The organism is Hydrogenispora ethanolica, assembly GCF_004340685.1.
Taxonomy (GTDB): domain Bacteria; phylum Bacillota; class UBA4882; order UBA8346; family UBA8346; genus Hydrogenispora; species Hydrogenispora ethanolica.
In genome coordinates this window covers 1-24,615 of the sequence record NZ_SLUN01000044.1, presented here as the reverse complement: position 1 = coordinate 24,615, position 24,615 = coordinate 1, and the positions used below count along the sequence as shown (strand labels likewise).

Annotated in this window: 23 protein-coding genes; 19 read left to right on the top strand and 4 right to left on the bottom strand. The window is 55.1% G+C overall.

The window, feature by feature from the left end:
* Window positions 1–6 precede the first annotated feature (6 nt).
* On the bottom strand, window positions 7–1,434 hold the full coding sequence (locus EDC14_RS23390) for a spore germination protein (protein WP_165908267.1): 1,428 nt from the start codon (window positions 1,432–1,434) through the stop codon (window positions 7–9).
* A 141-nt stretch (window positions 1,435–1,575) separates the two neighbouring features.
* On the opposite strand from EDC14_RS23390, the gene EDC14_RS23385 reads away from it, so the two are divergent.
* From EDC14_RS23385 to EDC14_RS23365, 5 genes are all read left to right on the top strand, one after another.
* On the top strand, window positions 1,576–2,808 hold the full coding sequence (locus EDC14_RS23385; RefSeq protein WP_132016981.1) for a DUF116 domain-containing protein: 1,233 nt from the start codon (window positions 1,576–1,578) through the stop codon (window positions 2,806–2,808).
* 213 nt (window positions 2,809–3,021) lie between these two features.
* Window positions 3,022–3,723: a LysM peptidoglycan-binding domain-containing protein gene (locus EDC14_RS23380; RefSeq protein ID WP_132016979.1), complete on the top strand. Its 702-nt coding sequence runs from the start codon at window positions 3,022–3,024 to the stop codon at window positions 3,721–3,723.
* 845 nt (window positions 3,724–4,568) lie between these two features.
* Window positions 4,569–4,925 (top strand): Na-translocating system protein MpsC family protein, encoded by a 357-nt coding sequence (locus EDC14_RS23375; protein ID WP_243663095.1) that lies wholly within the window; start codon window positions 4,569–4,571, stop codon window positions 4,923–4,925.
* A gap of 277 nt (window positions 4,926–5,202) precedes the next feature.
* Window positions 5,203–5,700, top strand: coding sequence for a chemotaxis protein CheW (locus EDC14_RS23370; RefSeq protein ID WP_132016975.1), 498 nt, complete (start codon window positions 5,203–5,205; stop codon window positions 5,698–5,700).
* A 188-nt stretch (window positions 5,701–5,888) separates the two neighbouring features.
* Window positions 5,889–7,715: a methyl-accepting chemotaxis protein gene (locus EDC14_RS23365; protein ID WP_132016973.1), complete on the top strand. Its 1,827-nt coding sequence runs from the start codon at window positions 5,889–5,891 to the stop codon at window positions 7,713–7,715.
* Between the two features lie 108 nt (window positions 7,716–7,823).
* Here EDC14_RS23365 and EDC14_RS23360 read toward each other — a convergent pair whose 3' ends face one another.
* Entirely contained in the window at window positions 7,824–8,915 is a 1,092-nt protein-coding gene (locus EDC14_RS23360; protein WP_132016971.1) for an aldose epimerase family protein, read from the bottom strand.
* Window positions 8,916–9,199: 284 nt separating this feature from the next.
* Window positions 9,200–9,403, bottom strand: a complete 204-nt coding sequence (locus tag EDC14_RS23355) for a hypothetical protein (protein WP_132016969.1) — start codon at window positions 9,401–9,403, stop codon at window positions 9,200–9,202.
* Between the two features lie 459 nt (window positions 9,404–9,862).
* Here EDC14_RS23355 and EDC14_RS23350 point away from each other — a divergent pair, with 459 nt between their 5' ends.
* The 8 genes from EDC14_RS23350 to EDC14_RS23315 all read left to right on the top strand — a co-directional run bounded on the left by EDC14_RS23350 (window position 9,863) and on the right by EDC14_RS23315 (window position 19,478).
* On the top strand, window positions 9,863–11,053 hold the full coding sequence (locus EDC14_RS23350; protein ID WP_165908266.1) for an ROK family transcriptional regulator: 1,191 nt from the start codon (window positions 9,863–9,865) through the stop codon (window positions 11,051–11,053).
* A 207-nt stretch (window positions 11,054–11,260) separates the two neighbouring features.
* Window positions 11,261–12,679 (top strand): hypothetical protein, encoded by a 1,419-nt coding sequence (locus EDC14_RS23345; RefSeq protein WP_132016965.1) that lies wholly within the window; start codon window positions 11,261–11,263, stop codon window positions 12,677–12,679.
* A 104-nt stretch (window positions 12,680–12,783) separates the two neighbouring features.
* Window positions 12,784–14,052, top strand: coding sequence for an ABC transporter substrate-binding protein (locus tag EDC14_RS23340; RefSeq protein WP_132016963.1), 1,269 nt, complete (start codon window positions 12,784–12,786; stop codon window positions 14,050–14,052).
* A 63-nt stretch (window positions 14,053–14,115) separates the two neighbouring features.
* A complete protein-coding gene (locus tag EDC14_RS23335) occupies window positions 14,116–15,042 on the top strand; it encodes a carbohydrate ABC transporter permease (protein ID WP_132016961.1) in 927 nt (308 codons plus the stop codon).
* 11 nt (window positions 15,043–15,053) lie between these two features.
* Window positions 15,054–15,881: a carbohydrate ABC transporter permease gene (locus tag EDC14_RS23330; RefSeq protein WP_132016959.1), complete on the top strand. Its 828-nt coding sequence runs from the start codon at window positions 15,054–15,056 to the stop codon at window positions 15,879–15,881.
* Between the two features lie 153 nt (window positions 15,882–16,034).
* A complete protein-coding gene (locus EDC14_RS23325; protein ID WP_243663093.1) occupies window positions 16,035–17,204 on the top strand; it encodes an aldose epimerase family protein in 1,170 nt (389 codons plus the stop codon).
* 72 nt (window positions 17,205–17,276) lie between these two features.
* Window positions 17,277–18,584, top strand: a complete 1,308-nt coding sequence (locus tag EDC14_RS23320; protein WP_132016957.1) for a sulfatase family protein — start codon at window positions 17,277–17,279, stop codon at window positions 18,582–18,584.
* Between the two features lie 39 nt (window positions 18,585–18,623).
* Complete coding sequence (locus tag EDC14_RS23315) at window positions 18,624–19,478, top strand: class II fructose-bisphosphate aldolase (protein ID WP_132016955.1); 855 nt, start codon at window positions 18,624–18,626, stop codon at window positions 19,476–19,478.
* Between the two features lie 93 nt (window positions 19,479–19,571).
* Here EDC14_RS23315 and EDC14_RS23310 read toward each other — a convergent pair whose 3' ends face one another.
* Window positions 19,572–19,862 (bottom strand): hypothetical protein, encoded by a 291-nt coding sequence (locus tag EDC14_RS23310; protein ID WP_132016953.1) that lies wholly within the window; start codon window positions 19,860–19,862, stop codon window positions 19,572–19,574.
* Window positions 19,863–20,176: 314 nt separating this feature from the next.
* On the opposite strand from EDC14_RS23310, the gene EDC14_RS23305 reads away from it, so the two are divergent.
* The 6 genes from EDC14_RS23305 (at window position 20,177) to EDC14_RS23285 (ending at window position 24,473) form a co-directional block, all read left to right on the top strand.
* A complete protein-coding gene (locus EDC14_RS23305) occupies window positions 20,177–20,497 on the top strand; it encodes a YmaF family protein (protein WP_165908265.1) in 321 nt (106 codons plus the stop codon).
* Between the two features lie 199 nt (window positions 20,498–20,696).
* Window positions 20,697–20,870 (top strand): hypothetical protein, encoded by a 174-nt coding sequence (locus tag EDC14_RS26950; protein ID WP_165908264.1) that lies wholly within the window; start codon window positions 20,697–20,699, stop codon window positions 20,868–20,870.
* Between the two features lie 253 nt (window positions 20,871–21,123).
* On the top strand, window positions 21,124–21,555 hold the full coding sequence (locus tag EDC14_RS23300) for a hypothetical protein (RefSeq protein ID WP_132016948.1): 432 nt from the start codon (window positions 21,124–21,126) through the stop codon (window positions 21,553–21,555).
* Between the two features lie 54 nt (window positions 21,556–21,609).
* Window positions 21,610–22,062 carry a PaaI family thioesterase gene (locus EDC14_RS23295; protein ID WP_243663092.1) on the top strand — a complete coding sequence of 151 codons (453 nt, stop codon included), beginning with the start codon at window positions 21,610–21,612 and terminating at the stop codon, window positions 22,060–22,062.
* 159 nt (window positions 22,063–22,221) lie between these two features.
* Window positions 22,222–23,319: a mandelate racemase/muconate lactonizing enzyme family protein gene (locus EDC14_RS23290; protein WP_243663091.1), complete on the top strand. Its 1,098-nt coding sequence runs from the start codon at window positions 22,222–22,224 to the stop codon at window positions 23,317–23,319.
* 182 nt (window positions 23,320–23,501) lie between these two features.
* Window positions 23,502–24,473, top strand: a complete 972-nt coding sequence (locus tag EDC14_RS23285) for a glycoside hydrolase family 43 protein (RefSeq protein WP_243663090.1) — start codon at window positions 23,502–23,504, stop codon at window positions 24,471–24,473.
* The last annotated feature ends 142 nt before the right edge of the window (window positions 24,474–24,615 follow it).

Sequence of the window (24,615 nt, the reverse complement as noted above, 5' to 3'; positions counted from 1 at the left end):
TAACAGTTACTCCTCGCCGGAATTCTGTTGCCGCGTCTGTTGCAGCGGTTTGGCAACGGACGGGCGTTTCTTGCGCAAACGGTGCGGGAACCGGATCAGCGAATCCGGGACCCCGGAAAGCTGGAAAGGACCCCAGGGGGAGGCGTAGGCCGAACCGAAAGAGGTCAGGCTGGCGACATGGGCCAGGATCAACACCGCGCCCAGGATGAAGCCATAGTACCCCAGGAAAGTGGCGGCCAGGATCAGAAAGTATTTCAGCACCCGCCAGGTGAAGCCGACCGAAAAGTTAGGGGTCGAGAAGGAAGCAATGGCGGTCAGGCCAACCACGATGATGGTCGGGGTGGAGATATAGCCGGTCATGACCAGCGCCAGGCCGAGCAGGATCCCGGTGGAGACGCCCATGGAGACATTGATGCCGCCGGGGAGGCGGAGCCCAGCCTCCCGAAATAGCTCCACCATCAATTCGGTGAGGATCACCTCCATCGGCAGCGGCAGCGGCATGCCGACCCGGAGTCCGGCGATCTCCAGGCCCAGGGTGATCGGCAAGAGCTGGGGGCTGGCTCCGACCAGGGCGATATAGAGGCCGGACAAGGCCACGGCGATCAGGCTGCCCACGAAACGGACGATCCGGATCATGCTGCCGGACCAGAAATTGAAATAATAATCGTCGGGCGATTGGTACAGATCGTTGAGGGATACCGGCAGGACGATCGCCCGGGGACAATTGTCGATGAATACGGCCACCCTTCCTTCGAGCAGATATCCGGCGACTTTATCCGGACGTTCGGTGCTTTGGTTCAGCGGAAACGGCGTCCAGGGATAGTCCTGAATCAATTCCTCGACGACGCCGCAGTCGAGGACGGCATCGATCCGGAGCCGCGCCAGCCGCAGCCGCACCTCTTGAACGAGATCGGGATTGGCCACGTCCTGCAGGTAGGCGAGAGCGGTCTTGGTCCGGGTCCGTTGCCCGATGGCCAGCTCTTCGGCGACCAGGTTGGCGTCGGGAAGGACCTTGCGAACCACCGCCAAATTGTCGAAGATGTCCTCGGTGAACGCATGATAGGAACCCCGGATCGAGCGTTCGATCAGCGGCTCGCCCGGGGGCCGTTTGACCCAGGCCGGAGTCAGCACCGCAAAAGGCTGGTGATCCTCGAGGAATACGATGGTGGCGCCCTGATTCATGGCCTCGGTCAGACGGCTCGCCTCCTCATAGACCAGGACCTCGCCGAAGGGGGCAAAGCTTTGCCTGGAAAGTTTCGGAGCCTGGGAGAGCGTATCCGTCAGAATGGCAGGATCGGCCAAACCCTTCCGAAACACCAGGTGGGTCAGGGAATGATCCGCCGCGACCACCGACCGGACCTCCAGATCGATGGGTTTGTAGCCGAGACCGCTGATGAAATTGATCAAAGCGTCAGGAGAGGGGTCTTTATTCATGGGGCTAATTTTCCACGCATTTGAGAGGATATGCATTCCCCTCAAAAATTTGGATACTCGTCCGTTCCCTGGCTGGCCGAGAGGATCTGGCCCATCCCGATGGATTTTGGTATGATAAATTAGGAATACCCTGAGGATCGATTGCAACACGGATCGATCAAATCGGGTGTGAATTCCCAAAAAGCAGGTGTCGCCATGCCGCTCCTCCCTTATCAATTGCAGAACCACCCGCTCGGTTCGGACGGATACTATCGGGATGTGGACGCTTTCGCGGACCAGGTGCTCGAAGCGATGGAAGCCTCATTCGGACCGTGGCTGGACGATTTCCGTTCTTTCGTCGGCGCGGCCGGAATCGAAACGCCGCGCAGCCGGCCGGAGTATGGCCTGGAACTGCTGATGCTGGGGACATTATGGCGGACCGTCGGCGGGGCGGCTCTCGGAGCCGCTCCACTGCCGCTTTATGTTTCCGCCGGGCTGGCCGGGGTGCGCCGCGTGGCGTTATTCAAGGCCGCGGCCGACTGGGGAAGGGGCATTTTACTGACGGCTTGGGGAAATTATCCGTCCCGCTCCGCGCCGGATGCGGCGCCGACCCTGGCTCAGCTCGACAAGCTATTGCGCTGGCTCCGCGCCACCGGAGACTTCGGCCAGGAGGTCATCCGGCTCCGGGCCTGGCGGACTTATCTGAGGCGCCGGACGCCGGAGGAAGCTGCCCGGATCCTGGCAGGGGCCTGCGACTGCGCCGCCTGGTTCGCGCGGGAGAGCGCGGCGGTTCTGGGCCGGTATACGCCGGAGGTGGAGCGTTTTTTGGCGGAGGAGCATTCCCGCTATCGTTTCCGGGAGGACTGGGTCTTCTGCGGCCGGCGGCGGGAGGAGTATCATTTGAACATGGTGGGCGCGGCGCTCATGAACCGGGCCTTCCGGCCCGAGTTTCTGGCCCGGCCGCGCCAGGCCGTATTGCTCCCCGCTTGTCTGCGCCGGGAGCCCGGGGGAGGCTGCCGGGCGGTGCGGTCCGCTTTGGGTTGGCAGTGCCGGGAATGTGCGGCGGGGTGCGGGGTCCGACAACTGACCCGGCTGGGCCGGAAGTATGATTTCGAGGTTTATTTCGTGCCGCATGAATCGTCGCTTTTCGCCCGGGGCGTCGCCGCGCCGGAAGTCCGGGAGCGACTGGGCGTGGTCGGCGTGGCGTGCGTGCTCAACCTGCTCTCCGGCGGCTGGAAGGTGAAGGCCCTGGGCATTCCGGTCCAATGCGTCTTGCTGAACTACAGCGGCTGCCCGAAGCATTGGTTGAAGGAAGGTTTGATGACGGAGATCAACCATCGGCAGCTCCTGAAAGTGCTGGGCAAAGCCGAATGCCATCCCGAGCCATCCCCTTGAGCCTCGGCGATGAACCGGCGAGGATCCCGGAATGATTTACAATCGGCCGGGAGCGGACCAACGCGGCTCCTTGGCCCCGCGGAAACGGCCAACCGCCGAGCGCCCGGGTAAACTGTCCGGATCCGGGACACCGCTTCCTCATGTCCAGAATAGGATATACGAACAGTATCATTCGATGTGTTCGCTTTCCTAGCGTTTGAGGAGGTCCATTCGATGTCCGTCAACTTATCTCCTGACGCCTGCCCGGGCGGAACGGCCTATACGATCCGGCCAGGTGACGCCTTTTATAACCTGGCGTCTCGCTTCGGGACCACCGTGGCCGCGTTGCAGGCCGCCAATCCCGGGGTCAACCCCGGTAACCTGGTGATCGGCCAGACGATCTGTATTCCGGTGGCTGTCGCGCCGGGGCCGTGTCCGGGCGGCTTCTCCTACACGGTGCTGGCCGGGGAGACCCTCTACGGGATCGCCGGACGGTACGGGATCGCGGTCCAGGCATTGCTCGCGGCCAACCCCGGGGTTCATCCCGAAGGCCTGCGGGTCGGTCAGCGGATCTGCATCCCGGCCGGTCCTCGCGTCGAGCCCTGCCCGGGCCGGCCTTACACCATCCAGGCCGGCGATACCTTCATCGGGATCGCCCGCCGCTTCGGCTATCCGCTCGATGCCTTGTTAGCCATCAATCCCGGCCTGGACCCCGACCGCCTGCAGGTCGGTCAGACCGTCTGCTTGCCGCCCGCCCCCGGCGGCGGTCCCTTCCCTTGCTATGGCGGAACCATTTACCGGGTCCGACCGGGCGATACGCTCTATGCCATTGCCCGGCGCTACGGCCTGACCCCGCAACAGTTGCTGGCAGCCAACCCCGATCTCCGGGATCCCAACGCCCTCCAACCCGGCCAGCCGGTCTGTATACCGCGTTAAACCGCTCCGGGATCGGCAGCCCATCCGGCAGGGAACGGTTCCGCTTCCTTTGGCGTCCGGAGTCATTCCCTGCCTCCCGGGCTCTTCCTTCGCCGGATTCTGAACTTCGGCCGATTAGGACGGGTTTATGGGGTGAAAACGCGGTTTTATCGGGTTCTCTTCTTTCAGGCCATCGATTACGATCGATGAAGAGGAAAGATGAGTCCGGCAGCTCCTGGCGAAGAGGGGGCTGATGGAAACGGTTTTTGTCAATCTGGCATTTTTTTACGGAAACTTTTTGCTAAAGGAACTGAATCGGCCTGACGATAGATAGAAATATATATCAGAAACCAAATATACAATCTTTTTTTGTCAGTAATTCCTTTTTTTTATGTCGGGAAGCCTCATGCGGAGATGTTATGTCATCTCTGTACCGGGTTGAAAAGGCCGTTCTTATGAGAGAACCGGTTAAGGCAACCTTTGGGCAGGGAGCAGAATGCTCCGGCGGTGGCTGCATTATCCCAAACGGTTGTCAGGCGACGGTTAAGTTACCTCTTTCGCAAGTTGAAAAGACTTTTCTTCAGGAGAGAAAAAGTTAAGGCAACGGCTCAGGGGAAGGTAATGCTTAAGTCTTATTTAAGCATTACCTTTTTTATTTGCACCGGTTTTCGCTCCGCTGCGGTCAAGCCCGGAAAGAAGATCCTTCGGCAAACCGTCTCGCTCCACCGGCTCAAAAAGGATTATCCAAAAGGATTGCTAATGGGGAAATGGGGTTTACAAATGAATAGGGGGGGTTCAAAGTTGGAATTCTTTCACTATGGCCGTCGAAGGCGTCATTGGATTGATGCGAAGGCGCTGAGGTGAATATGGAAACAAAAGAGATCGTCCGTATGGTGATTGAGGAATGCAAGAATTCCCTTGGCAAAGGTCCGAGCATCGTAAAGGTCCATATCGATGAGAACTGCTTGCATCTGACCATCAAAGATTCTTTAACTCCCCTGGAAAAAACGTTGCTGCGTATTTCGGAAGAGAATAAAAGACTGGTCTGGGATATTCGCAAGCAGATCATCGATACCAGGTTCAAGACCCAATTTAACCGGTTATTCGAAGACTATGAGGTGAAGCTGAACAATTATATCTTCGATTTTGATTTCCAATACGACCAGCAGGTTATGGTGTTGATCTTCAATAAACCCTTGCGGATGAAAGATAAGTGTAGTTAAAAAATCATATGATCCGGTTCGTTACTTCTCCAGGAGTTGAAAAGGCTAGTCTCGATAAGCGACCGGTTAAGGCAACTCAAGGCGGAAAGGTAATGCCTGCAAGTTCGGCTTCGGCATTGTCTTTCCGCTTTTTCGTTAGCAATGAATTCAAAAAACGGGTAAAAACGGAGCGTCAGTTTCAAATTGGAAGCATGGGAGGCGCAATGGCACGGAAGGGATGAAACATGACAAGCTTCGTGAATTAAATCATTGGATACGTCCAAGGAAGGGAGCAAAGATGGTGAACCGATTGGAAGAAGAACCACTGGAACTGGCCGAGGATTCCCAAAAAGACAAGTACCTTACCTTCGCCCTGGGCAACGAGGAATACGGGATTGCAATCCGGTACGTGACCGAGATCATCGGCCTGCAGGCCATTACCGAGATCCCGGAGATTCCCGCCTATGTCAAAGGGATTATCAATTTGCGCGGCAAGATTATCCCGGTCATCGACATGCGGTTGCGCTTCAAAAAAGAGGCCCGGGAATATACCAACCGGACTTGCACGATTGTCATCCATGTCGGGGCGGTTGCCGTGGGATTAATTGTGGACGCGGTCTCGGAAGTGCTGCCGATCACGGCGGATGAGATCGCGCCCCCGCCTGCGCTGGGCGACGGCTCTCAGCACCGTTTCCTGAGAGGCATCGGCAAGGTCGGTAATGAAGTCAAGCTATTGCTGGACTGCGACCGGCTGCTGGACGGCGCCGAGTTGGAAAACTTAAGCTCGATCGCTTAAAAGCGTTGTGATAAACCCTGTCCGAAGGCCAGGGTGAGCACAAAAGCTCAGAAAAGCAAGTGATAAAGTCGTTTTTTAGTCCATTGAAAGGATGATTTCCGAATTTGAGGACTTTATCACATGGCTTTTAAAAGCGCTTTTTCAAGACATCGAAGGGATTCATGGACAAATAACAGGAGGTAACATCGATGAAATGGTTTTATAACCTGAAGATTGCAGTGAAATTACTGATCGGCTTCATCCTGGTCGCTACGATCGCCGGGATCTTGGGAATCGTGGGAATTCTCAATTTAAGAGACAGCGACGCCAAGTACACGGATTTATATGAACAGTACGGCCTGGCGCAAGCTCAGATCGGCCAGGTGGCCATCGCCTTCCAGATTGAGCGGGTGGCGATGCGCGAGACGATCCTGGCCGATGCAGCAGCCGATAAAAGTCAATACCAAAAGAAGCTCGTTGAATCGGACCGGATCATCGACGAGAATCTTGCCGCTTTCGGAAAAACCATCCGCACTACCCGGGTCCGCAACGAGTTCAACCGTTTGAAAGAGGCCATCGCAAAGTTTATTCCGGTGCGCGACACCATCATCCGGACCGCCGAAGCCGACAAAGACGCGGAGGCCATCGCCATCATGCGCAATGAGGGCGGCGACTTGGCAAACGCCGTCGAAGAAGCCATCACCAATCTGGTCAATTACAAGATCGAAAACGGCCAGAAGCATTCGGATCAGTTGACCCGGAACACGGATAACACCATCCTGACGATGGTGATCATCGTGGCCATCGCCGTAATAGTCGCCATCGCGCTCGGCATTTGGATATCCCGCCTGATCAGCAATCCGATTCGGAAAATGGTGGCTGCCGCCGAGCAGTTGGCGCTGGGCGACGTCACCGTCAAGGTGCACGCCGAGACGAAGGATGAGATCGGTATCTTAATGGAGGCGTTCGCGAAGATGATCGCCAATATCCGCGATCAGGCCTTCGCGGTCGAAAAAATAGCGGCCGGCGACTTGACCATCCAGGTGAAGGCGAAATCCCCCAATGACTTGCTGGGCACGAAGCTGAATGAGATGATCGACAAGAATAATGACGTGCTGAAGAACATCAATGCCGCCGCCGACCAGGTGGCTACCGGCGCCCGTCAGGTCTCCATATCCAGTCAGAGTCTGTCGCGGGGAACGACCGAACAGGCCAGCTCCATCGAGGAGATTACTTCAACGATTGAAGAGATCGCTTCCCAGACCAAACAGAATGCTTTGAACGCCAGTCAAGCCAATGAACTGGCCTCGGCCGCGCGCGACAAGGCCACTCAGGGGAACGCGCAGATGCAAGAGATGCTCAGCGCGATGCTGGAGATTAACGATTCCTCGAATAATATTTCCAAGATCATTAAAGTGATCGATGAGATCGCCTTCCAAACGAATATCCTGGCCCTGAACGCGGCGGTGGAAGCGGCCCGGGCCGGCCAACACGGTAAAGGGTTCGCGGTGGTGGCCGAGGAAGTCCGCAATTTGGCGGCGCGGAGCGCCAATGCCGCCAAAGAGACGACGGAAATGATTGAAAGCTCCATCAAGAAGGTGGAAGCCGGCACCAAAATGGCCAATGGTACCGCCGAAGCTTTGAAAGAGATTGTCAAAGGAGTGGCCGAAGCGGCCAATCTGGTCAGCAATATCGCCACTGCCTCCAATGAGCAGGCTTCGGGAATCGCCCAGGTCAATCAGGCCATTACCCAGGTTTCGCAGGTGGTGCAGACCAACTCGGCCACTTCGGAGGAGAGCGCTTCCGCCAGCGAAGAACTGTCGAGTCAGGCACAGTTGCTAAAGGATTTGATCAACCAGTTTAAACTCAGGAAAGAGACTTATACCCATGCCGGAGTCCAGAATTTGAACCCGGAGTTCATGAAGGTGCTGGAGGATCTGGCGGAAAAGAAGCATAGCGCCCCGCCGGCCGAAGCGGTTGAGGAAGCGGCTGCCAGCAGTTTACCCCGGCGGAAAGATGACTTTGGCAAGTATTAATCCCGGATAAGCCGGGCCGGATCGAGCCCCGGTAAATAGCCTCAATCCCGGAGGGCATAACTGTTCTCCCGCGGCCGCATTCCGAATGGAGTTGGCCGCGGGAATCGGTTAGCCGGCCGTCGTAAACTTGTAAATGGTGACGGAAGTATAGCGTTCTCCGGGATTTAGTACCGGGGAAGGGAATCCGGGCTGGTTGATGGCATCGGGAAAGCGTTGCGTCTCAAGGCAAAAAGCTCCATAGCGAGGGTAGGGTTTCCCGCCCTTTCCGACGAAAGGCGTTCGGCCGGTGAGCCGATTGCCAGAATACAATTGGAGGCCCGGTTCCGTGGTATAAACCTCCATGATCCGGCCGGAGACCGGCTCAAAGGCGCGGGCGGCAAAACTCAATTCGGAACCGTTTTTATTCAGCTGATAATTATGATCATAGCCACGAGCCCATCGCAGTTGGGAGTAGTCCTCATCAATCCGGGCGCCGATCGCCGCCGGAGTCCGGAAATCCAGCGGCGTCCCGGATACCTCCCATAGCTGTCCGGTGGGGATGAAATGCTCATCGACCGGGGTAAACCGATCGGCGTTAATCGTGAGCAGTGTGTCCAGGATGGTCGAGACTCCCGCTCCGGCCAAGTTGAAAAAGGAGTGGTTGGTCAGGTTGATCACAGTCGGCCGATCGGTCGTCGCTCTGTACTCCAGAATCAACTCATTGGCCGGGGTCAACCGGTAGCGGACTTGAACCTCCAGATTGCCGGGATAACCTTCCTCACCGTCGGGGGAAAAATACGTTAGTTCCAGGCAGTCCGGCCCGGACTGCCTGGCCCGCCAGATCCGGTCATGGAAGCCGCGGATGCCGCCGTGCAGGTGATGGAGTCCGTCATTGCGGGCCAATGAGTACCGCGTCCCATGCAATGAAAAGGCCGCGCCGGCGATGCGATTGGCATAACGCCCGATCAGGGCGCCGAAATAGGGGTTGCCGTCTCGATAGGTTTCGATGTCATCATAGCCGAGAACGATATCGCTCCACCGGTGGTGACGGTCGGGAACCAGCAAGGAGACAATCTTGCAGCCGTAATTGGTAATCTGGACCACCAGCCCGGCTCCGTTGGACAGAGTGAAAAGATCGCATGACTCGCCCGGGAAGGTTTTACGAAAAGCTTCCGGCCGGATCACGAGCGCATCGTCAAGGGCGAACAGATGGGGATCCATGAGAGATGCCTCCGTTTCCAGGATTGACTCCTTGAAAAGGTGCAGGAGATCGATACAAGGAATTTATTTGTTTTTTAAATTAATTAATACAAACATTATCATATCATGAATTGGCAGGTTTGCAAGCGTTTTTGTAACAGATTTGAATGGAAACCGTCCCTGCAGCAAAACCCAATGAAATCAACAGTAAATGCCCGTTCTGCCCGAAAACCGGTTCGGCAATGTAAAAAACTGATTAAAACTTGATTGACAAATACTGTTTCAGTTTGTATGATAATAATTAATTAGAATAAAAAATAATCATTAGAGAGCTTGTTCAGCGACTGAGAGAGCTTGTTCAGCGACTGAGAGAGCTTGTTCAGCGACTGAGAGAGCTTGCTCAACGACTGAGAGAGCTTGCTCAACGACTGAGAGAGCTTGCTCGGCGACTGAGAGAGCTTGCTGAGCGACTGAGAGAGCTTGCTCAACGACTGAGAGAGCTTGCTCAACGACTGAGAGAGCTTGCTCAGCGACTGACTCAGTAGACGGAGGGATAAATCGAACTCACTCCCTAGCGACTTTTGGTGGATTTTGATCGACCCTACCCGCCCCCGCTCTTTCTGACAAGACAGGCCTGGTAAATCGTAAAAAAGAGAAGGGGACTGCGGGGGTGAGTTCAGTCCGAAAACTTCGGCTTCAATTTCGTAGTTATCATGTTTAGACATGGCTCCGTTGCGTATCATGCGGTAATTCATTTGCTGAGCGAACAAAATAATCAGTTAATCATTTAAAAGCGTTGTGATAAACCCCGTCTGAAGGCCGGGGTATTCACAAAAGCTCAGAAAAGCAAGTGATAAAGTCGTTTGATATCTTTTTGCAAGGCAATTGCCGATTCGAAAGACTTTATCACATGGCTTTTAAAAAATTAAAAATTACTCTACTACTCTTTATGGATGCCCGGAGGAACAATGCACCATCTTAAAGGTGAAAACATGGGCGATTTGCGTAAAAATAATCGCTCGAAGATTTTGGAGATTCTTTTAAAGCGAAGCCCGATCTCGCGGGCGGAGATCAGCGAGATCTCCGGCTTGACTCCTCCGACCATCACGGTGCTGGTCAATGAATTGTTCCGTGAGGGCTTGCTGGAAGAGACCGGGGTGGAAACCGGGAAACAAGTCGGGCGGAAACGGATTCAACTGCAGCTGCTTGGCAATTCCAAACTGGCGCTCGGAGTCGAGCTGGGAATCCGCCAGCTCACCGTGGGATTGATCAACTTGCAGGGAGAACTGCTCCGCCGGGAAACCCTGGAGATTCGAGAGAAAGAACCCCGGGCAGTCATTGACCGGTTGCTGCAGGCGGTCAGGCCGCTACTCGCCGACTGTCCCCCCGAAAAATTGGTCGGCTTGGGCGTAGGGGCCACCGGAATCGTGGATAGTGTTTCGGGCCTGGTCAAAAATTCGCCGAATCTCGGCTGGCGCAATTTTCCCCTCGGCGCCTTGCTCGAACGGGAGCTGGACCTGCCGGTGGCGGTGGATAACAACGTCAGGCTGATGGCTTTGGGCGAGAACACTTTTTTTCACAATTGGGGGAGCGTGTCGCGGCTGATCCTCATCCACGTGGGCTACGGCATCGGCTGCGGGATCATTTTAAACGGCCAGCTGTATTCGGGACGGGAATTTGGCGCCGGGGAGCTTGGGCATACCATCATCATGCCGGAAGGGCCGCTCTGCAGTTGCGGAAAGTTCGGCTGCCTGGAGACTCTCGCCTCGGGGCGGGCCTTGACTTCGGCGTATGCGCAAAAGCGGGGCGATGAATGGGATTATTCCAAGACGTTGAGAACATTGTTGGCTGCTGGAAATCAGGGTGAACCGGCCGCCGTCGAAATTATGGACCAGGGCGGCACCTACATGGGTTACGGGCTGATCAACCTGGTCAACCTGTTCGCGCCGGACCTTATTATTCTCCATGGCTCGATCTTTGATTCCACTACTTACACGCAAGCGGCTTTGCGGCCGGTTACGCAGAACTATTTCAGCGGCGAAGAGATCCCCATCAAACATAGCCAGGCAGGGGATGAACTGGTGATTCTCGGCGCCGGAGCCATGGCTATCCAAAAGTTCCTGGTCCAAAACGAATTGGACGCTCATATAGCATTTTGATAAAGCGTAATCGGCTTGGTTCGCGAAAAGCGCTGAGGCGTTCGTGCTTTTCACTCTAAACCCGTGAACGCTTTGACAAAATGCTGTAACCAGTGATGTCGGGGTCGGGAAGGTTCTTGTGAATTTAATTAATTAGATTTAAAAATTAATTACAAGCCAGGATGCAATTTGCAAATCCAGGCGAATGCAAGTTAAGGAGAGACTGGCATGAAACGATTGAAAATAGGTTTGGTGGGCTTGATGCACCCCAATTTCCGGGGCGATAAGGAAGCGATTTACCTGCGGACTGCCGCCGGTTTAAAAGAATTGTCCGTTCAGTGGGATTTTGATCTCTATACGGTGACCGCGGGGATATTCAACGGCGATGACGCGCGCCGTTTCAAAAAAGAGCTTGAGAGCGAGAATCTCGACCTGTTGCTGGTCCATAGCGTTCAATTTGCCTCCGGAAAGATTATCGAGGTCCTCGGCGAGCTGCCGGTGGCGCTCGGATTATGGGCGATTCCCGAGACCGAGTCCAGCGGGACGCTGCCCCAGAACTCCTGGTGCGGTATGAATATGAATGCCAGCATTCTTGGGGAATACCTCGGCAAGCGAGTTTTCAAATGGTTTTATGGCTGGCCGGAGGAAGAGTGGTTTCAGACCCGGTTTCGCATTACCGTCCGAGCTTTGCAAGCCATCAAAGAAATGCGCCACACCCGAATGGCCATCATCGGCGGGATCTCCGATGGCTTTGATAACCAATACTATGACGAGCGCCGGGTCTATGACCGGTTTCAAGTGCGGATCGATCGCCAGCTCGAATTTTCCGATCTAAAACACAGAGCGCTGGCGTATCCTTCGGCGGATGTGCGGCCGCTTCTCGAAGAGCTGGCTGGTTCCGCCTGCGCGATCCATCCCTTGGCGGAGAACGCTCTAGAAAATACCGCCCGGGTCTGCAAGGCGCTGCTGGATATGGCCGGGGAAGCGGGGTACGCCGCGCTCACCATCAATTGTTGGCCCAAGTTCCGCCAGGAATTGGGGATGGTCGCCTGCTCGGCCGTTGGCTACCTCAACCATGCCGGACTGATCACGGCTTGCGAAGGGGACGTCTACGGCCTGCTGAGCATGTTCCTATTACGGCAATTGTCGCCGGATCCCACGGTGTTGATGGATTTGGTCGCCTTTGACGAGGGGGACCAATCGGTGCAGTTCTGGCATTGCGGCGTGGGCTCCCCACGGCTGGCGGAGCGGGGACGGCTTTGGCTGAACCCGCATTGCAATCCCAGCTTCAAGCCGGGCCAGGGGATGGTTGAGATGGCGCCGGTCACCGAGATGGTTTACCGGCCGGAAGCGGCCACGATTGCGCGATTGACCCGGGAAGGCGAGAAACTCTTCCTCCTGGACGGAGAGTTCTTCAATCCCGAAAAACCGAGCTACGATGGAAGCCGGGGATGGCTGCGCGCGTTGCGGCTGGCGCGGGAACCGATAACCGCCCGCGATCTCGTCAATACCATTCTGGTCCAGCGAATGCAGCACCATTACGCCGTCGGATTGGGAGATCACTCCAAAGAGATGTTGGAGATCGCCGCCTGGTTGGGAATCACCCCTTTGGAAAAAGTACCCTATCAGGATTATCTTCAAATATAACGAATTGATGAAAAGAAAGGGGGTCGCGGAACGGCAACTTTCGGTCTGGGATATCTAACTTGGCAAAATATCCTGTCTTGTTGAACAAAAAGGAGGAATGTAGGTTGAAGCGGAATTTTATGGCCCGGTTTGGTCTGATATTGCTCGTCGCGTGTTTCATCGTCAGTTCGGTCGGTTTCGCCGCTCCCAAGCCTGTGACGCTGAAGTTCGCCAACTGGGGCGCGACCGAGAAAGCCACCGAGGGAGTATTCAAAAAGATGGTGGCCGATTTTGAAGCTGCCAACAAAAACATCAAAGTGGAATTGGTGAATTTGCCTTATGGTGACATCAAACAGCAAGTCTTAGTCATGCTATCCGGCGGAGAGACGCTCGACGTGGTCCAGGCGGAACGGGCCATGGTCAATTCCTACCTGGGCTCCGGCTACCTCGCCGAAATGAACCGCTTGTTCAGCAGCAAGTATCTGAACGACTTTTATCCCAACGTCCTCGACGACCTGCGGCAAAAAGGGAAACTATATGGAATCCCTTGGATTATCAGCCCCTGGGTATTGGTGTACAACAAGGATTTATTCGCCAAAGCCGGCCTCGATCCCAACGCTCCGCCGAAAACCTATGATGAGTTGCTGGCTGCCGCGGCCAAACTGTCCAAACTGAAAGATAAGGACGGCAACCCCATTTATGGCGCTGGCGAGGCAACCGGTTTGGTTCCGATCAGCGGCAGCTGTATCTCCCGGCTGATGTACAGTTTCGGCGGGGGCATCTGGGATAAAAAGGGGAAGGTCAATCTCAACAACAAAGGAAATATCGAGGCTTTTAAATACTTGAAGACTCTTTACGAGAATCAATATACTCCGGATAACGCCAAATTGAAAGATCTGCGGAACCTGATGGCCATCGGCAGGCTCGGCATGTATTTCGATCAGGCGTGGGGGACCGGCGGTATCTTTGGGATCAACCCTGCGATGAAGGCTCAGATCGGGATCGCTCCGGCGCCGGCTTCCGCTTTCGGTAAAGCGGCCAGTCCTTTGAATGCCCATGTGTTATGCGTGCTTAAAGATTCCAAACATAAAAAAGAAGCGGCCAAGTTCATCGAATTCATTACCGACGAAGACACCATGATCAATCTGTATAAAAACACGCCGTTCTTCGCCGCCCGGAAATCGGTGGACGATTCGTCGAAACTGCATGACAGCCTCTTGAAACCGGCCAAGAGCAGCATCGGCCAGATCGTCCCCGTGACAAGACAGCACTTGAATATGGAAGATGCTTATCTGGAGATAATCAAAGCCGCCCAACGGGTTACCGTCGGCAAAGAGGCTCCTGCAACCGTGGTGAAAGATTTGGATGCCAAATTAAAAGAGGTATTAAAATAAAGTTTTCATTAGCGGCCAAGAGAGGGATGACCCTCCCTTGGCCGGCTGATAGGAAGGTTGAACATGCAAACCGAAAAGATGGTCGTGCTTAACCCCGCCAATGCTACCCGCAAAAAGACCCAGGATCGCTTGTTCATATTTTTTGCCCTTTTGCCGGCATTCCTGGTGGTGGCAACCTGCTGTTTCATACCGGTCGTGCAGTCCATTGCCATGAGCTTTTTTAAATATGTGCTATCCCGCTCTGGCGATTATCTCTGGAATAACTTTGAGAACTACCGCCAGATCTTTTCCGAGGGAGACCTGCTTCCGGCGATTCGGGTAACCTTACTCTATGTGTTCGTGGTTGTGGCCGTGCAGTTAAGCCTGGGACTGGTTTTGGCGGTTATTTTAAATAAAAGCATTGCCGGGAGAAAGTTCATCCGGAGTTTGATTTTACTGCCTTGGGTGGTCCCCACCATTATTACCGCGCTCTTATGGGCCTGGCTGTTCCACACCCAATATGGAATCGTCAATTTTATCCTGGTCCAATTGCACATTCTGGAGAAGCCCGTCTCCTGGCTGGGCGACATCCAATTGGCGCTTCCGAGCATTATGATCACTTCGGTCTGGAAACAGTTGCCGCTGATGGTCCTGATGTTGCTGGCCGGCTTGCAGTCCATTCCGCTGGAGATGTATGAAGCGGCTTTGATCGACGGGGCGAACGGTTTGAAAACATTTCTCCATATTACTTTGCCATTTTTACGAAATGTCATCCGGACCACCGTTTTAATGTCCATTATCATGAATTTCAAACAATTTCCGCTCTTTTGGACGATGACCGGCGGCGGGCCGGTGAACGCCACCACGACCCTGGCGATTTACAGTTACAAAAACGCCTTTGTCAGTTTGAATTTTGGCAAAGGGGCGGCGATAGCCACTATTTGGCTCTTGATCTTGCTATTAACATATTTCATCTACGATAAAGTCTTTAAAGTCAACGAGATCGAATAGGAGGGTTATCAATGCGCGAAAAAATCAGTATCGGCCGGTATTTGGCGCTGTTGCTGCTAATGGTCTTCCTGCTCTTCCCCATCTACTGGATGTTTGTGACCTCGTTTAAAACGAATATGGCGAGTTACCGCATACCGCCGGAGTGGTTTCCCAAGGCGCCGACGGTGGAAAGCTACCTCAAGATCTTTCAAGAACGGCAGTTTGTCATTTACTACCTCAACAATCTGGTGGTATCGATCTTATCGACCGCGCTCACGATCTTGTTAGCCGTTTTCGCCGGGTACACCTTTTCGCGGTTCAAGTTCAAAGGCAATAAACTTTTGATGTTTGCCTTGCTTTCAACGCAGATGTTTCCGCTGATCGGAATTATCATTGCTTTATATACGCTCTTTCGAAGTTTGCATTTGCTGAATACCACCATCGGGTTGGTCTTCGGCCTGACCTCGATGGCATTGCCGTTTTGCATTTGGTTGATTAAGGGCTTTTTCGACGATATTCCTTATTCGCTGGAAGAATCGGCTTCCATTGACGGTTGCAACCGGCTGGGGATTCTTTTTCGGATCGTATTGCCGCTCGCCAAACCGGGGCTGTTGGCCATCGGGATTTACACCTTCCTGTTGTCCTGGGATGATTTTGTTTTATGCTTGACCATGGTTACCAAGGATTCGCTGCGCACGCTTTCCACGGGGATCGCCTTGAAATACCTGGGGGAAATGTCCTATGACTCGGCGACGGTGATGACGATCTCGGTGATCGGGACAGTCCCGCTATTCCTGCTGTTCATCTTCTTCCAGCGTTACATGATCCAGGGATTGACGGCCGGCGGAGTGAAAGGATAAAGCTCGGGATGTTGCGCGGCAACGGTTGAAGAATAAGGCTTACCGGCTGACTCGTCTGAAACCAGCCGTAAATGATAGGCCGGAATCAGGAGGCGATATCAGAAGCAAGTAAATTGGGAATGGCATACTACCGGTAAAATTGGAAAGAGAGGTGTGTTTGGGGTGAAGCGTTTCATTAGATTATTAATCTCAAGCTTGATCGTGTTTTCAATTTGCGTAATCACGGCCTATGGCGGGGCAAGCGGTAATTACGTTGTTCTAAAGCCGGAAGCTTTTCAGACAGTGGTTGACGGCAAGAAAGTCGCTCTTTACACCTTGAAGAATACAAAGGGCATGGTCGTTCAGATAACCAATTTCGGGGCGAAGATCGTCTCTATCCTGGTTCCGGACAGGAAAGGCCAGTTGGGTGATGTTTCTTTGGGATACGACAACATTGATCAATATCTTACCGGCAATCCGAATTACGGCTCGATTGTCGGACGTTATGCCAACCGGATCGGAAACGCCTCTTTTACGTTGAACGGGAAAACCTATCAACTCACTGTAAACGATGCCAAAGTCAACCACATTCACGGCGGAAACAAATCTTTCCGCACGGTGGTGTGGAATGCCACCCAGCTTGATGAGAAAACTCTTGAATTAACCTACTTTTCGAAAGACGGCGAGGAAGGGTATCCGGGCAACCTGAATGTGAAGGTGGTATATTCCCTAACCGACGAGAATGAAATGCGGATTGACTACGAAGCCACCACCGATCAACCGACCGTTATCAACCTGACGAATCATGCTTTTTTCAATTTGGCGGGAGAAGGTTCCGGCGACGTGCTTCATAATGAACTGACCATCAACGCCGATTATTATACTCCCAAAAATGACACGTTTATTCCGACTGGAGAAATCATTCCAGTGAAGGGCACACCGATGGATTTTTCCAAAGGCATGAAAATTGGGGCGAAAATTAAGGAGGATTACCCACAGTTAAAAGTGACTCCTACGGTGCCCGGATATGATATCAATTTTGTACTCCATAAAAAAAGTGGCAATGAGCTAAGCTTCGCCGCCCGTTTATATGAGCCCAACTCCGGGCGGGTGATGGAGATCTACACCACTGAACCGGGAATCCAATTCTACTCAGGCAATAATCTCAACGGGCAGGGCGGTTTTATCGGCAAAGGCGGAAAACCGTACCAAGTGTACGGATGTGTTTGTTTGGAACCGCAACATTTTCCGGACTCCCCCAACAAACCGAATTTTCCCGCCACGGTTCTCAATCCGGGAGAATGGTTCAAATCGACCTCGATTTATAAGTTTTCTACAAAGTAGTAATGGATCGGTGTTGCTGCCATCATGCAACGCCGGTCAGCGGCATATTGAAAACGTCAGGAGTAAACGGAAATGCCTTTAGAATCCAGACCCAACATCATTGTCTTCTTCACGGATCAGCAGCGCTGGGATACGGTGGGGTGCTACGGAAACCCGATGGGATTGACCCCCAACCTGGACGGCTTGGCTGCGCAAGGAGTCCGGTTTGAAAACGCCTTTTCGTGCCAACCGATTTGCACTCCCGCCCGGGCCTGTATTCAGACGGGCAAATTTGGCACGGAAACCGGGGTCTTCCGGAACCGGATCCCCTTGGCGAAAGATGAAAAAACCATCGCCCATTATTTAAAGGACGCGGGATACGAAACCGGTTACATCGGAAAGTGGCATTTGGCCATCACCCGCGACCGGCCCGTACCCGCGGAACTGCGGGGCGGATACGAATATTGGCTGGCCGCCGATGCTCTCGAATTCTCTTCCAATCCCTATGCGGGCGTACTGTACGATTCCGATAACCGGGCCGTGCGGTTTGAGAAATACCGGGTGGATGCGCTCGCTGACTTTGCCGTGGACTATTTGCGTACTCGGACCCGGGAGCAGCCTTTCCTGCTTTACCTGTCGTTTTTGGAACCTCATCATCAGAACGATCGGAACCGGTTTGTAGCGCCGGACGGCTATGCCGAACGGTTAACCGAACTTTGGGTCCCCGGAGACTTAATCCCGGGAACGGGGGACTGGGAGGAAAGCTTAGCCGATTATTATGGGATGTGCCGGCGGATCGATGAAAATTTCGGACGGGTTCTCGCTGAATTGGACCATTTGGGATTGCGCGACGAGACCCTGGTCATTTTTACCACGGACCACGGCTGTCATTTTAAGACCCGCAACGATGAGTATAAACGCTCCTGTCACGAGGCGAGCATCAGAATTCCCCTGGTGATGCAGGGCCCGGGTTTTAGGGGCGGGAAAGTACGGACCCAATTGGTGAGTCTAATCGATCTGGCGCCGACCCTTCTGGATGTCGCCGGGCTCCCCGTGCCAGGATATATGCATGGCCATTCGGTTTTACCCCTGGCAAACGATGAACCGGTCGACTGGCCGGATGCGGTTTTGATCCAGGTCAGCGAGACGGAAGTCGGCCGGGCCATTCGGACCCGGCGCTGGAAATATGGCGTGGTTGCGCCGGATAAGGACGGCTGGAACGATTCCGGCAGTGAGGTGTATGTCCCGAAATACTTGTATGATCTGGAGGCTGACCCGGTTGAAAAGGTCAATTTGATCGATAATCCGGCCTATCAGGGAGTATGCGGCCGACTGGCCGCAAAGCTGCAACAGAAGATGGCCGAGGCCGGGGAAGGCGCACCGGAGATCGTAAAACGATAGAATGAAATTATTTTTCTAACAGGTTAAGGAGTGGTTGCCATGCTGGTCACGAGCAAGGAAATGATTTTGGACGCCCAAAAAAAGGGCTACGCCGTCCCGGCCATCAATACCCAGGGCGGAAATTACGATATTATCCGGGCCATCTGTTACGCCGCCGAGGAGCTGCGCTCGCCGGTGATTCTGGCGCATTATGTCAGCACCGCCGCGTATTCGGGGAACGAATGGTTTGCGGAAGTCGCCAAATATCTGGCGCGCAAGGTATCGGTGCCCGTGGCAATTCACCTTGACCACGGCGATTCCTTTGCCACCTGCGTGCAAGCGGTTCATTACGGCTTTACCTCGATTATGCTGGATTGTTCTGCGGAGTCCATCGCCGATAATATCCGCCACACCCATGAGGTGCTCAAGTTCTGCCGGGCGCTGGCGATCCCGGTCGAAGCGGAGGTCGGGGAGCTGGTCCGGTTGGATGCCGGCGGCCAGGCCCTGGCCAATAAGAATTTGGCGTCGGTGGAGGATGTCCGGGAATTTTTGGCGGGCTGCAGCCCGGATATGCTGGCGGTGGGGATCGGCAACGCCCACGGCTTTTACCATGGCCAGCCCGAGATTCACCTGGAGATTTTGGAGGCGGTCCGTCAGATCACCGCTATTCCGTTGGTATTGCACGGCTGCACCGGCATGCCGGACGAAACGGTTCAAGCCGCAATCCGGCTGGGAGTGGCCAAGATCAATTTCGGAACCCTGATCCGCCATAAATACCTCGAATACTTCCAGGAAGGGCTGGACCATCTCGACCATCAAGGCCACTCCTGGAAGGTCTCGCAATACGCCGAGGCCAAACTGGAAGAAGTGATCCGCGACATCATCCGGCTTTCCGGGTCGGCGAACCGCTGTTAAAGGAGCATTGGAAAACCACGGCTGTTGGGCCGTGGTTTTCCATGCTCCTTGAAAGCCGATGGCTGGTGAAAGTCCGGGAAAAGCCCGCCTTTTTCACGCGACCGTGGCGGAAGCGGTGCCGGAGGCGTGCGCATTCAGCTTGCCCTCGAAGTTCAGTTTGGCAACCAAACTATCGACGATCCAGGGCATCAGAAACTTGATCAGCTTGACCAGAAGCGGCGCGATCTTGGCTTCCTTGGCCAAGGAATCGATCAGGTCATTGGCCGCTGTGACCACGGCTTGTTTCTTTTCCTCGCCGGTTTTGCCCGTACTCTCTTGCTCAAACACATAGCCTTCGATGATCGTCTTGATGACCAGCCACAGATCTTCAAATACCTCTTTCATGGTTCCCTCCCCAGGATTAGGATTTTGTACTATATCGTATGGCGGAGGGGCCGGAAATGGAACCGGTGTGAAATGACCCCGGATCACCGGCGATGTTTTTTTCCAGCCTGCCGCAAGTGAGGCATTTTTATGTTTTTGGAGTACCCTTCGCACAGAACGGGTGCTTTTATCATTCGCGGGCCGCAAATTCGCAAGGCGCTCTTTTGAAACACCAATGCCTTAAGCCGAATGTTTTTAACATATTCGCTTGGAATATAACAACTTTTTTCCCATTCCCATAAAATGAATTAAAAAGTCATATGGGGGAGAGAATCATGGGAAACAAGTGCTGTTGCGAAGATCCGAACTATCATGTTCATTCCTATTGCGTTTTTACCGAAGTCACGGAATGCCACCGTCATGTCATCCGGGGAGTCACCTCGCCCGCGGAAGATACCCGGGACCATAAGCATAAAATGGAGGGAGTCACTTCCACTGATTCCTGCCATAGCCACTGCTACCGTTGCCGCACCGGAAAGCCCAAATATATGTGTTCCGGGCATGTTCACGAGTTTGGGGACGAGACCTCCCGAGACGAAGGCCACCGGCATTGTTTCTGCGGCACCACCGACAAGGGTCGGCGCTGCCGGCGCTAAAAAGCCGGCCCAAAGAGAATTTTCATTGCAGAATTAAAGATTTGACTTGCCGGAATGCGCGGTGCAGGTTTTCACGCCGCGTTAGAGTCCAATTATTTTTTGAAGATGGAACGCGTCGCTTTCTCTAGGCGACGCTTTTTAGTTGGCTGCGGATGAAGCAATTTTTTGGGCACCCTAGGGATGAAGGGGTGAAACGCTCATGTCCGAACTGCCACGGGAGATTCAGGAGATCATGGAGCGGCAAGAATTCCGGGAAGCCGCGGAGCGGCAACCGGGTTCGCGCCGGTTTAAGGCCATGGTGCTCGGCCTGTCGACGCTGCATTTCCTCAAAGAACAGGAAAAGAACCCGTCCCAGCCCGAAACGGAAGAATAGCCGGGGCCCGGCCCCTCGACGATGAAAGAAACGGCGCCGGCAGATCCGCTGTCAAAGATTAGGCAAAGGCAGCCAAAGCTTTTCGAGGCTCTTCCCAACGCTTTGGCCGGTCTTCCGGGAGGCCCGGCGGAACCTCCGGGGCCTTGGGAGGGCCCGCCCGGGCGTTGGGAAGGTGCGGCGGAGACCCCGTCGGGTCTTTCATGGGCTTGGCGGGTTCCGCCCAGAGCTTCGGAGGAAACGCCGTGGTCTCCGGATGATCGGACAGCCGTTTCGGGAAGGCGGAAAAGATCGAATGAGCCAATATTCAAAAAACCCTCTCCATGCGGAGAGGGTTTTGCCGAAACCATTTTATTTTCAAACCCAATTAGCCTTTTGGACTCACCGCTTTTCGGAAAATTTCAGTACCCGGTTCGCTTCCTGTCCATTGGACGCACCACTTTCAATGCGTTTCCGCCACTCGAAGGAAAGCGGCTATCTTTTTTCAAAAATGTTATCATCCATGATAGAAAGCCTTGAGCCTGGCCCCAACGTTTCCGATTATTATTACAAAACGATGGTTGTACGGGGGCGGGCCGGGAAGGTGAGCGGCGGATGGCTCGCCGGGAAACGGGAATGGCGCTTTGGACCGGATGCCGAAAAATCAGCGCGATTGGGGCAGGGATTCGGCCGGCGGCAGCCAATTTAGAAAGGAAGACAGCACGGAACGTCGGAATTTGAATGCGTTGGGGAGGAATATGCAGTGGAAACTGTGAAACGCGCCATTTTAAACGACCGGTTCTGCATGGAGACGGTGGGAATCGAGCTGGTGGCGGTCAGGCCGGGCTGGGCTCAGACGCGGCTGGCGGTCGGTCCGCAACACCTCAATGGCCTGGGAATCGTCCAGGGCGGCGCCATCTTCACCCTGGCCGATCTGGCGTTGGCTGCGGCCGCCAATTCGCACGGGAGCGCGGCGGTATCGGTCAACGCCGGGATCACCTACGCGAAAGCGGTCGCCAAGGGAGTGCTCTATGCCGAGGCCGTCGAAGAGTCGCGCGGCACCAGGCTCGGGACCTACACCGTCCGGGTGACCGATGAGGCGGATGAGCTGGTGGCAATGATGCAGGCGACCGTCTACCGGAAGAAAGAGCGCTTGGCCGAATTGCTGGAGCGGAAGGAGCAACCGCATCCGAGCGATGAAGCGCCGCGCGGCTAAGACTGAAGTCCGGAGCGAATTGTCCGGGGAATGGGTGATTTTCACACAGGACTCGGCCGGATGACGCAGAATATAGAGGATCAAAAGGGCCGCAACGGCGAAGAGCGCCGCCCGAGCCGGCGGTCCCAAGTCATTGCAATCCGGGGAGGAATGTTGCAGATGAAGATCGACAAAGTTGAAGTATTCCTGGTCTCCACCGCGATTCCCAATTCGCCGTCCGACTCGACCCGGACCGTGGCCTCGCTCGGCTATGTCATTGTTTGCCTGCATACCGACGACGGCCTGACCGGGATGGGCATCACCTATCATGAGATCGGCGGGGCGGCCATCCGTTCGCTGATTGAGAAGGATCTGGCCGGGCTGCTCTTGGGGCGGGACCCGCTGGCGACCGAGGCGATCTGGGAGGGGATCTTCCATTACATCCGGGGCGTCGGCCGGAAGGGCCTGGCTTTTTGCGCCCTGAGCGTCATCGATATCGCCTTGTGGGATCTGAAAGGCAAAATGGTGGGTTTGCCCCTCTACAAACTGTTGGGCGGCGAGCGCAAGGAGCTGCCGGTCTACGCCAGCGGGGGCTGGACCTCCTATGACGAGCGTCAGCTGCTGGAGGAGCTGCAGGGGATGGTGGACGCCGGTTACACCATGGTCAAGATGAAGGTGGGCGTGGCCGACGGCAAACGGCCCGACCTCGACGTCCGGCGGGTGCGGCGGGTCCGGCGCGAGCTCGGCGGCGGCATCGGGATCATGCTGGACGCCAACAATGCCTTCCAGGCGGCGGCCGCGATCCGGCTCGGCCACCAACTGGCCGATGAGGATATCCTGTTCTTTGAAGAGCCGGTGCTGGCCGACGACCTGGAGGGCCTGGCCCGGGTCCGGGCGAGCATCGATATTCCGGTCGCCACCGGGGAGCACGAGTATACCAAGTACGGCGCGCGCGATCTGGTGAAGCACGGCGCGGCCGACATCATCCAGATGGACGCGGCCCGCTGCGGCGGGGTCACCGAGTGGCAGAAGATCGCCGCGCTGACCCAGGCCTGGAACCTCTCGCTGGCGCCGCACTGCATGGATTATATCCATATGCACCTGGTGAGCGCCGCGCCCAACGGCCTCTTCCTCGAGCGGCTGCAGGCCTTTGAACCCTTGAACGAACTCGTCTTCGTCGACCCGCCGCAGCCCAAAGGCGGAATCCTCACCATCCCCGACGGCCCGGGCCTGGGGTTGACGCTCAACCTGGAGAATGTCCGGAAATATAACGAATAACGGCAGAGCGGCGCCCTCCGGGGACGAAGCTCCCGCCGCCGGTCATCAAAAAAGCCTCCTGATTCAGGGGCTTTTTTGCTGCCGTCGTGCCGCGCCTGGAAATGGGTTTGCTAACATTGGATGAACTTGCTATAATTGGATCATTGCAAATGTATCTTATGCGGCAAAGGAGCGGATTAGCGTTGCAGCGGACGGCATTCACCAATCCCATCGTCAGACAGCGGGCGGACCCCTGGGTTTACAAGCACAGCGATGGCTATTACTATTTCACGGCTTCGGTGCCGGAGTACGACCGGATCGAGATCCGCCGGTCCGCCACCATTCAGGGGCTGGGCGAGGCGACGCCGGTAGTGGCCTGGCGGAAACACCCGGCCGGGATGATGAGCGCCAATATCTGGGCGCCGGAGATCCATTTCATCGGGGACGCCTGGTATATTTACTTTGCGGCGGCCCGGACCGCGGAGACGAAGGATGGCCTGTTCGACCACCGTATCTTCGTGCTGGAGAATCCGAACCCCAATCCGCTGGAGGGAACTTGGGAGGAGAAGGGACAGCTCAAGACGGGGTGGGAATCCTTCGCCCTGGATTCGACCACCTTTGAATACCGCGGCGTGCGCTACCTGGTCTGGGCGCAGCAGGATCCGGCGATCCGCGGCAACTCCAATTTATACATCGCGCCGCTCCGGAACCCCTGGACGCTCGGCGGCCCGCCGGTGATGCTCACCAAGCCCGAATATCCCTGGGAGATCATTGGTTTCTGGGTGAACGAGGGGCCGGCGGTGCTCCGGAAGAACGGCCGGGTCTTCATCAGCTATTCGGCGAGCGCCACCGATTTCAATTACTGCATGGGGTTGCTCACCGCCGACGAGAACAGCGACCTGTTGGATCCGGCCTCCTGGTCCAAGTCTCCCCGGCCGGTGTTTCAGACTTCCGAGGAGAATGGCCAGTACGGCCCGGGCCATAACAGCTTCACCGTAAGCGAGGATGGCCGGGAGGACGTGCTGATCTACCATGCCCGCAATTATAAGCGGATCGAAGGGGATCCGCTCTCCGATCCCAACCGGCATACCCGGGCGCAGCGGCTGGGATGGAAGCCGGACGGCACGCCCGATTTCGGCGTACCAGTGGTGGACGGGCCGGGATTGGAAAGATAAGTCGGAGCCGGAAGTCAACCCAAAAACAAAATCTGAGTATCAAGTTATATAGGTTGAAATAAATATTTGAGTAAGCTTTTCCATCCGTGAAGCATGGCTGGAAAAGGGCAAATCACGGTATTTATTTCAACCTATGAATCAA

What these genes read in the sequence shown, in the direction of transcription:
- EDC14_RS23360 (WP_132016971.1), bottom strand. Translation starts at nt 8,915, where the DNA reads ATGGATCCCCATCTGTTCGCCCTTGACGATGCGCTCGTGATCCGGCCG.
- EDC14_RS23330 (WP_132016959.1), top strand. Translation starts at nt 15,054, where the DNA reads ATGCGCGAAAAAATCAGTATCGGCCGGTATTTGGCGCTGTTGCTGCTA.
- EDC14_RS23380 (WP_132016979.1), top strand. Translation starts at nt 3,022, where the DNA reads ATGTCCGTCAACTTATCTCCTGACGCCTGCCCGGGCGGAACGGCCTAT.
- EDC14_RS23320 (WP_132016957.1), top strand. Translation starts at nt 17,277, where the DNA reads ATGCCTTTAGAATCCAGACCCAACATCATTGTCTTCTTCACGGATCAG.
- EDC14_RS23305 (WP_165908265.1), top strand. Translation starts at nt 20,177, where the DNA reads ATGGGAAACAAGTGCTGTTGCGAAGATCCGAACTATCATGTTCATTCC.
- EDC14_RS23350 (WP_165908266.1), top strand. Translation starts at nt 9,863, where the DNA reads ATGCACCATCTTAAAGGTGAAAACATGGGCGATTTGCGTAAAAATAAT.
- EDC14_RS26950 (WP_165908264.1), top strand. Translation starts at nt 20,697, where the DNA reads ATGTCCGAACTGCCACGGGAGATTCAGGAGATCATGGAGCGGCAAGAA.
- EDC14_RS23315 (WP_132016955.1), top strand. Translation starts at nt 18,624, where the DNA reads ATGCTGGTCACGAGCAAGGAAATGATTTTGGACGCCCAAAAAAAGGGC.
- EDC14_RS23370 (WP_132016975.1), top strand. Translation starts at nt 5,203, where the DNA reads ATGGTGAACCGATTGGAAGAAGAACCACTGGAACTGGCCGAGGATTCC.
- EDC14_RS23335 (WP_132016961.1), top strand. Translation starts at nt 14,116, where the DNA reads ATGCAAACCGAAAAGATGGTCGTGCTTAACCCCGCCAATGCTACCCGC.
- EDC14_RS23310 (WP_132016953.1), bottom strand. Translation starts at nt 19,862, where the DNA reads ATGAAAGAGGTATTTGAAGATCTGTGGCTGGTCATCAAGACGATCATC.
- EDC14_RS23375 (WP_243663095.1), top strand. Translation starts at nt 4,569, where the DNA reads ATGGAAACAAAAGAGATCGTCCGTATGGTGATTGAGGAATGCAAGAAT.
- EDC14_RS23390 (WP_165908267.1), bottom strand. Translation starts at nt 1,434, where the DNA reads ATGAATAAAGACCCCTCTCCTGACGCTTTGATCAATTTCATCAGCGGT.
- EDC14_RS23300 (WP_132016948.1), top strand. Translation starts at nt 21,124, where the DNA reads ATGATCGGACAGCCGTTTCGGGAAGGCGGAAAAGATCGAATGAGCCAA.
- EDC14_RS23290 (WP_243663091.1), top strand. Translation starts at nt 22,222, where the DNA reads ATGAAGATCGACAAAGTTGAAGTATTCCTGGTCTCCACCGCGATTCCC.
- EDC14_RS23345 (WP_132016965.1), top strand. Translation starts at nt 11,261, where the DNA reads ATGAAACGATTGAAAATAGGTTTGGTGGGCTTGATGCACCCCAATTTC.
- EDC14_RS23365 (WP_132016973.1), top strand. Translation starts at nt 5,889, where the DNA reads ATGAAATGGTTTTATAACCTGAAGATTGCAGTGAAATTACTGATCGGC.